At 39.3% G+C, this 7,200-nt stretch carries 9 protein-coding genes; 4 read left to right on the top strand and 5 right to left on the bottom strand.

What is annotated here, in order from left to right:
• Positions 1–378 precede the first annotated feature (378 nt).
• Entirely contained in the window at positions 379–924 is a 546-nt protein-coding gene (locus tag ACLPIE_RS21040) for a gamma carbonic anhydrase family protein (protein ID WP_430263626.1), read from the top strand.
• Here the strand turns inward: ACLPIE_RS21040 and ACLPIE_RS21035 are convergent.
• The 5 genes from ACLPIE_RS21035 to dprA are packed head-to-tail and all read right to left on the bottom strand — an operon-like array spanning position 900 to position 4,213.
• Positions 900–1,160: a DUF1488 family protein gene (locus ACLPIE_RS21035; RefSeq protein ID WP_430263625.1), complete on the bottom strand. Its 261-nt coding sequence runs from the start codon at positions 1,158–1,160 to the stop codon at positions 900–902. The two genes, ACLPIE_RS21040 and ACLPIE_RS21035, sit on opposite strands and share 25 nt — an antisense overlap.
• On the bottom strand, positions 1,157–1,975 hold the full coding sequence (gene aroE / locus ACLPIE_RS21030; protein ID WP_430263624.1) for a shikimate dehydrogenase: 819 nt from the start codon (positions 1,973–1,975) through the stop codon (positions 1,157–1,159). The genes ACLPIE_RS21035 and aroE overlap by 4 nt, the downstream gene beginning before the upstream one ends.
• A 5-nt stretch (positions 1,976–1,980) precedes the next feature.
• Entirely contained in the window at positions 1,981–2,550 is a 570-nt protein-coding gene (gene tsaC / locus ACLPIE_RS21025) for an L-threonylcarbamoyladenylate synthase type 1 TsaC (RefSeq protein WP_430263623.1), read from the bottom strand.
• A 12-nt stretch (positions 2,551–2,562) separates the two neighbouring features.
• Entirely contained in the window at positions 2,563–3,102 is a 540-nt protein-coding gene (locus ACLPIE_RS21020; protein ID WP_430263622.1) for a DNA topoisomerase family protein, read from the bottom strand.
• Between the two features lie 34 nt (positions 3,103–3,136).
• Positions 3,137–4,213 (bottom strand): DNA-processing protein DprA, encoded by a 1,077-nt coding sequence (gene dprA / locus ACLPIE_RS21015; protein ID WP_430263621.1) that lies wholly within the window; start codon positions 4,211–4,213, stop codon positions 3,137–3,139.
• A gap of 138 nt (positions 4,214–4,351) precedes the next feature.
• On the opposite strand from dprA, the gene def reads away from it, so the two are divergent.
• From def to rsmB, 3 genes are all read left to right on the top strand, one after another.
• Positions 4,352–4,873, top strand: a complete 522-nt coding sequence (gene def / locus ACLPIE_RS21010) for a peptide deformylase (RefSeq protein WP_430263620.1) — start codon at positions 4,352–4,354, stop codon at positions 4,871–4,873.
• Positions 4,874–4,901: 28 nt separating this feature from the next.
• Positions 4,902–5,849 carry a methionyl-tRNA formyltransferase gene (fmt, locus tag ACLPIE_RS21005; RefSeq protein ID WP_430263619.1) on the top strand — a complete coding sequence of 316 codons (948 nt, stop codon included), beginning with the start codon at positions 4,902–4,904 and terminating at the stop codon, positions 5,847–5,849.
• Between the two features lie 64 nt (positions 5,850–5,913).
• A complete protein-coding gene (gene rsmB, locus ACLPIE_RS21000) occupies positions 5,914–7,200 on the top strand; it encodes a 16S rRNA (cytosine(967)-C(5))-methyltransferase RsmB (protein ID WP_430263618.1) in 1,287 nt (428 codons plus the stop codon).

Here is a 7,200-nt window from a genome sequence, read left to right as displayed (position 1 = left end):
TTGGAAATTCGACTCAGTTTTTATTAACTTAGGTCGTTGTCGCGAGGTGTCGTATAATACGTTTTTTATTTAGAAAGTCAAGCGTTTATTTTTAACTTTTTCTTTCTCACCTCTGTTATCACGGGGCCTCAAGGTTTTCTTCGAGCCGGTTTGTCGTGACAACGGATGCGCATTATAGGGAGCTATTAGAATTACACAACCTTTTTTTTTAAAAAAAATGCCGTTTGCGGATAAAATCACCACTCTGTGTTTTTTGCCTTCACAATGGTCATAAATAAAGCTATTTTCCACCTGTAGTCCCACCCTCTTGGTACTTATGGAGTATATGGCTTACTACTATATTTGTTTTTTTATATTCTTTTTGATGGCTGCTTATATATGAACAAACTTTTACGTCCTTATTTAGGTATTTACCCTTCACTTCAATCACGGGTCTTTGTTGACCCTTCTGCGGTAGTGATTGGAGATGTACGTTTAGCTGATGATGTTAGTATTTGGCCACTTTCAGTTTTACGTGGTGATGTAAATCATATATCTATTGGCGCTCGAACTAATATTCAAGATGGCTCTGTTTTACATGTCACTCATAAATCAAACAATAACCCTGATGGCAACCCGCTACTCATCGGTGAAGATGTCACCGTTGGTCATAAAGTCATGTTACATGGTTGTACTATCGGTAATAGAGTTTTAGTTGGAATGGGTTCCATCGTGATCGATGGAGCAATCATTGAAGATGATGTTATCGTTGGTGCAAACAGCTTGGTAACCCAAGGAAAAAAATTAGAGTCGGGTTATTTATATGTAGGTAGCCCAGCAAAAGCCATTAGAAAATTGACTGATGCTGAACTTAAACATTTACGTTATTCTGCAAACAATTACGTTGAATGGAAAAATAACTATTTGTTTGCGGGTAATACATAAATACCGCATTCATTATCAGAGCCTTGTTCAATCAGGGCTTCAAATTCTTCTTCTATATCCCATCTGTTGTATTGAAATAAGCTCAATACGTTTTCCTGAGTACCATAACGTTGGGATATAAGAGTTTGAGAGACTACGCACTCTGCTAGCATGCCACCAATCAATACCGGAAAGCGGATCTCGCCCGTTGACTCATCCCATTCTTCCCTATCAGGAAATTGAATTTGCTGATTCACCCTTTTAATTCCTTATATAACGCGGATAAAACAGGCTCAACTTCAGGAAGAATGCCATGCCATAATTTAAATGAAAATGCAGCTTGCCCCACTAACATACCTAATCCATCTGCAAGCTTTGTCACCTGATGCTCTCTTGCGAAAGATAAGAATGGCGTTAATGTAGGCTGATAAAACATGTCATAGCAAGCAGCTTTATTAGTAAACACAAGTGGATTGATTGCAGGGATCTCACCGCTAACACCTGACGAAGTCGCATTAATAATTAGATCAAAGTCTGGAGAGGTGATCTTTTCGATCTCTCGCCCTATTATTTTACCTAGGGACGAGAATTCATTAACAAGAACTTCAGCTTTAGCGAATGTTCTATTGGTTAAAGTGATGCTACACCCATATTCCAAAAGGGGAAGTAATGCTCCTCGAGTTGCTCCACCAGCACCAATAATTAATATTCTACTATCAGATTGAATAAACCCTAAACGTTGAAGGTCTAATAGTAATCCCATTCCATCAGTGTTATCACCGAGTAATCGATTATCATTAAGCCTCAGAACTGTATTAACTGCACCGCAGATTTGTGCTCTCTCTGTTAGCTCAGTAACAGCTTGGAATGCTCTTTCTTTAAAAGGTAGAGTAATGTTTGCGCCTTTTCCTCCCTCAGAAAAAAAATTGACTAAGCTTTGCTCAAAGCTTTCAACGGGGGCTAAAATTTTTTCATATTTAAGAGAGATACCTGTTTGCTCCGCAAACATTCTATGTATAAAGGGGGACTTACTGTGCTGAATAGGGTTCCCAAAAACCGCAAACATTTCCATGAATATTATCCTTTACGATATAGTTGACCCGTTTTAGCATCTCTAATTTCAGACGGGTTCAGACGGCCACCAACGACTCCATCCAGAACGGGTACACTTCCATTAAATTGAGCAATAACTTCATTCGTCGTTCTGCATGGATCTAACCCACTTAGATTCGCACTTGTTGATACCAATGGCTTACCATATTGCCGACATAAACTTTTTACTAGTTCATGATCTGTCACACGTACTGCCAGCGTATCAAATTGACCCGTCAACCATTTGGGTGTTGAAACTTTAGCAGGGATAACCCATGTAACAGGCCCTGGCCATGTTGCAAACATTGCTTGCTTTTGCTCTTCTGTTAACTGCTTATCATCAACATAGTTTTTTAGTTGTTCGTAACTATCCGCAATTAGAATTAAACCTTTCTCCCAAGATCGTTGCTTTAATTTCAATAAATTACTGACAGCCATTTCGCTATCCGGGTCACAACCAAGCCCAAAAACAGCTTCTGTTGGATAAGCAATAACTTCCCCTTGTTGTAATGCAACAATGATACTTTCAATTGCAGGTGTAGATTTCTTTGGCATAGTTTTAACTCATTATTCGTCTTGTTGCTTACCGCAACGCTTACTGGCACAATATAATTTTACTCCCTGCCCCCCCTTTTTTTCCATCAATAATGGATACTCACAGTACATACATTTACCCGTAATTGGCTTATTATTTAGTATAAACTGACAGTTAGGGTAATTGTCACATGCATAAAAAGTCTTTCCGAAACGAGACTTCCTTTGCAACAAATTTCCTTTTTGACATTGCGGGCATGGTACTTTGGTTTCATCCGGTTTATCAATCGACTCAATATGTTCACATTCAGGATAATTGCTACAACCAATGAACATGCCAAATCTGCCTTGCTTCAGTACCAAATCATGGTTACATTTTGGGCAATATTGACCATCTAAAATTTTAATAATATGGCTTTCAACTGTTGGCCTAAGTGGCCGCATGTAATGACATTGTGGATAACTAGAACAACCCAAGAAAAGCCCATGTGTACTATTTCGGATCACTAACAAGGATTCACATTCAGGACAATATTCGGTTTTTTCTGTATCAAAAGGCAGCTGTTTCGACATGTTATTCTCTTATTGTTCATTTTAGCCGATAAAGCTAATTTAATCTAATATACCCACCAGCGGTTGAGCTAATTACACCATTGATTTCCATTTCAGTTAATATAGTCATAACTTGGGCAACAGGCATCTGAACTTGCTCTGCAATTACATCTACTGGTGTAGCATGATACCCCACCATACCCAAAATTTTATTTTCTACCACATTTAATGTAGGTGAGCTTTCTTCTATGGGTAGCTCTGTTTGCATCCAGTTCAGTCCACCGGCTATATGCTGTAAAACATCATCAGGCTCCATTAATAAATAAGCCCCTTGTTGCAATAACCAATGGTTTCCACAAAATCCAGAATTACCTAACGGAGCAGGGAGCGTGAAAAGGTCACGATTTTGTTCAATTGCATATCGAGCAGTTATCAATGAACCACTTTTCATTCCAGCCTCTATCACTACAACTGCTTTACTGATCCCACTAATGATACGATTACGCTTAGGAAATTGCTTGGGTAATGGAGGTATATTTGGCCAATACTCAGAAATTATAGCCCCATTAACTTTAATTCGCTCTGCTAGTTCATAATGCTGTTTAGGATAGACATTATCTAGGCCACTTCCTAATACAGCGATGGTTTTACCATTATTATCAAGTGCGGCTTTGTGACTTATCCCATCAATTCCGAGCGCGAGCCCACTTGTAATTGTTATTCCATGCTGTACAAAGTCTTTAACAAATATGTTGGTCCATTTGCGTCCATATTCGCTCGCTTGCCTGCTACCAATCACTGCGATCTGCTGTGTTCTCAATAATTCTCTTTTACCTCTCACAAAAAGCAAAAGAGGTGGATAATAAATCTGTTTTAATAAACAAGGATAGTTAGGATCAATAAAAGTAATCAATTGATTATTTTTTTCAGTAAGCCATTTCTGTACTTGTTCTATTCTATTCATTGGAACATGCAAGAATTGCAACTGCTGTATTTCATTCATACCACAGCCTTGTAACGCTTGAGCATTTATCCTATCTAACTGTGACAACGTGTTAACTATTTTTACTGTACGCTGAGCTGGCAACTTTTTTACCTGTGACATCCTCAGCCAGATTTCTTCAATATTCATTTTGTCATCCTGACTATATTAGATTCGCGAATACGTTCTTCCGTGAACAAATCATAACCAATACTGTCAATATGGCTGAGAAATGTCTAGAATAGTCATTAATTCCCATTCACATTTTGGAAACCGCTCGAAAAATTTATGTCAGTCTTAAACGTGTTACATTATCCTGACGAACGCTTACGCACAATTGCTAAGCCAGTCGAAAAAGTTGATGCATCTATTCAACGTATCGTTAATGATATGTTCGATACCATGTATGAAGAAGAAGGTATCGGGCTTGCTGCAACACAGGTTGATATCCATCAACGTATTATCGTTATTGATGTTTCTGAAACTCGTGACGAACGCCTTGTATTTATTAATCCTGAATTGTTAGATAAATCAGGTGAGACTGGTATCGAAGAGGGCTGCCTTTCTATTCCAGAACAACATGGTTTTGTTCCGCGAGCAGAGCAAGTGAAAGTTAAGGCTCTTGACTATAACGGGGAGCCTTTTGAACTTGAAGCAGATGGATTATTAGCTATCTGCATTCAACATGAAATGGACCACCTTGTTGGTAAGCTATTTGTTGACTATTTATCGCCATTGAAACGCCAACGTATCCGCCAGAAGGTTGAGAAGTTGGATAGGCTCAGAGCTAAAGAAGCTAAAAATAACTAGTATGGTAAATATTAACAGGGATATTAACGTGTCAAAACCATTGCGAATTATCTTTGCGGGTACTCCAGATTTTGCAGCGAAGCATTTAGCTGCTCTTTTAGAGACAGAACATCAAATCGTTGGGGTACTTACTCGCCACGATAAACCGGCAGGTAGAGGGAAGAAGCTCACTCAGAGTCCCGTTAAAGTCCTAGCAGAAGCGCACGACCTTCCTGTTTTTCAACCAGTATCACTTCGAGACACTGAAAATCAGCAATGGATTAAAGAAAAAAATGCGGATCTAATGATAGTCGTTGCCTACGGGCTGATCCTGCCACAAACGGTTTTAGATATTCCTCGCCTAGGCTGTTTGAATGTTCATGGCTCTTTATTACCTCGCTGGCGAGGAGCGGCTCCTATTCAACGCTCTATTTGGGCTGGTGATGCAGAAACTGGGGTCACTATTATGCAAATGGATGCGGGTTTAGATACAGGCGATATGCTTTATAAAGCGATTTGCCCTATTGGCTCTAACGATACTAGCGCTACATTATATGAAAAGTTAGCAATCACTGGCCCTCAAGCGTTGATCCATACTGTCAATATGCTGTCCTCGGGGCAATGCCATCCAGAAAAGCAAGATGATTCTTTAGCCAATTATGCTGAAAAATTATCAAAAGAAGAAGCTCGCATTGATTGGCAACAAGATGCTAATCAAATCGAACGTTGCATTCGCGCTTTCAATCCTTGGCCTATGAGTTACTTTATAGTTCAGGAACAACTGATAAAGGTATGGCAAGCCGAAGTAATCACTGAACCTCATGACAAGCAACCAGGAACAATTATTAGGGCTGATAAAAAAGGAATAAGCATTGCTACAGGGAATGGAATACTAAATATCACTCAATTACAGCCACCGGGTAAAAAGGCAATGAGCGCTCAAGATTTACTAAACTCCCGCCGTGAATGGTTTATTCCAGAGCAAATTATAGATTAATCTGCAAACTGCCTGATACCTTCAGGCAGTTTTATTTCAGTAACTACTAAATTCGCCTTCACTTATGAAAAATACATATAATTTGCGAAGCATCGCAGCAACAGCTATCAGTCAAGTTCTTGATAATGGACAATCCTTAAGTACTGTGTTACCCGATTTACAACGCAATATCAATGACAAAGATAAACCCCTTTTACAAGAAATTTGTTTTGGCGTCCTGCGCTACTTACCTAAGCTAGAATGGTTCATTAGCCAACTTATGGAAAAACCGTTAACGGGTAAGCAGAGAACACTTCATTACCTCATTATGGTTGGCATTTATCAACTTCTTTATACTCGAATACCAGCGCATGCAGCATTAGCAGAAACAGTAAATGGAGCTGTTGCATTAAAGCGTCCACAGCTGAAAGGACTAATTAACGGGGTTTTACGCTCATTCCAGCGACAACAAACACAGTTAGAAGAACGTATAACTAACAATAATAGCCAATATTTACATCCAAGTTGGCTATTAAAACGTTTACAAAGTGCCTATCCTAAAGAATGGCAATCAATCGCCAATGCGAATAATCAACGCCCACCAATGTGGCTGAGAGTTAATTCACAACATCATACCGCAGCTGAATATCTTGATTTACTCAAGCAAGCTAATATCGACGCTAGCTTACATTCAGAGCATCCCAGCGCGATCCGTTTAAATGAGCCCACTTCTGTTTCAAAACTACCTGGGTTTGATGAGGGCTGGTGTACTGTACAAGACGTGTCTGCACAAGGCTGTGCCGAGCTATTACAACCCAAAAATGACGAATATATCCTCGATTTATGTGCTGCCCCGGGTGGAAAAACAACCCACATTTTAGAACTAGCGCCTAAAGCAAACGTGCTTGCAGTAGATATCGATGATACACGTCTAAAAAGAGTCAAAGAAAACCTAATACGACTGAAACAACATGCAACTGTTGTTCAAGGTGATGGCACTCAACCAGAGAAATGGGCAAAAGAACAGCAATTTGACCGTATATTATTAGATGCACCGTGTTCTGCAACTGGGGTAATCAGACGTCATCCTGATATCAAATGGTTACGTCGTGATACTGATATCAATGAGCTTGCACAATTACAATCTCAAATATTGGAAGCTATCTGGGCTTACTTAAAACCAGGTGGAACTTTACTATATGCAACTTGCTCGATTATGCCTGAAGAAAATAGTGAACAAATACAAAATTTTCTAGCTAAACATACCGATGCATGCCTAAATGATGGAACTAAAGCAGGATTACAGGTAGTGCCAAGTACCGATGGTGGTGATGGCTTCTTTTATGCACGTTTAATTAAGCAAACACAATAA

The sequence above is a fragment of the Providencia sp. Me31A genome (assembly GCF_050487165.1).
In the GTDB taxonomy this organism is placed as follows: domain Bacteria; phylum Pseudomonadota; class Gammaproteobacteria; order Enterobacterales; family Enterobacteriaceae; genus Providencia.
Note: the sequence above shows the minus strand (reverse complement) of the source record. Positions and strands in the feature narration are given on the sequence as shown.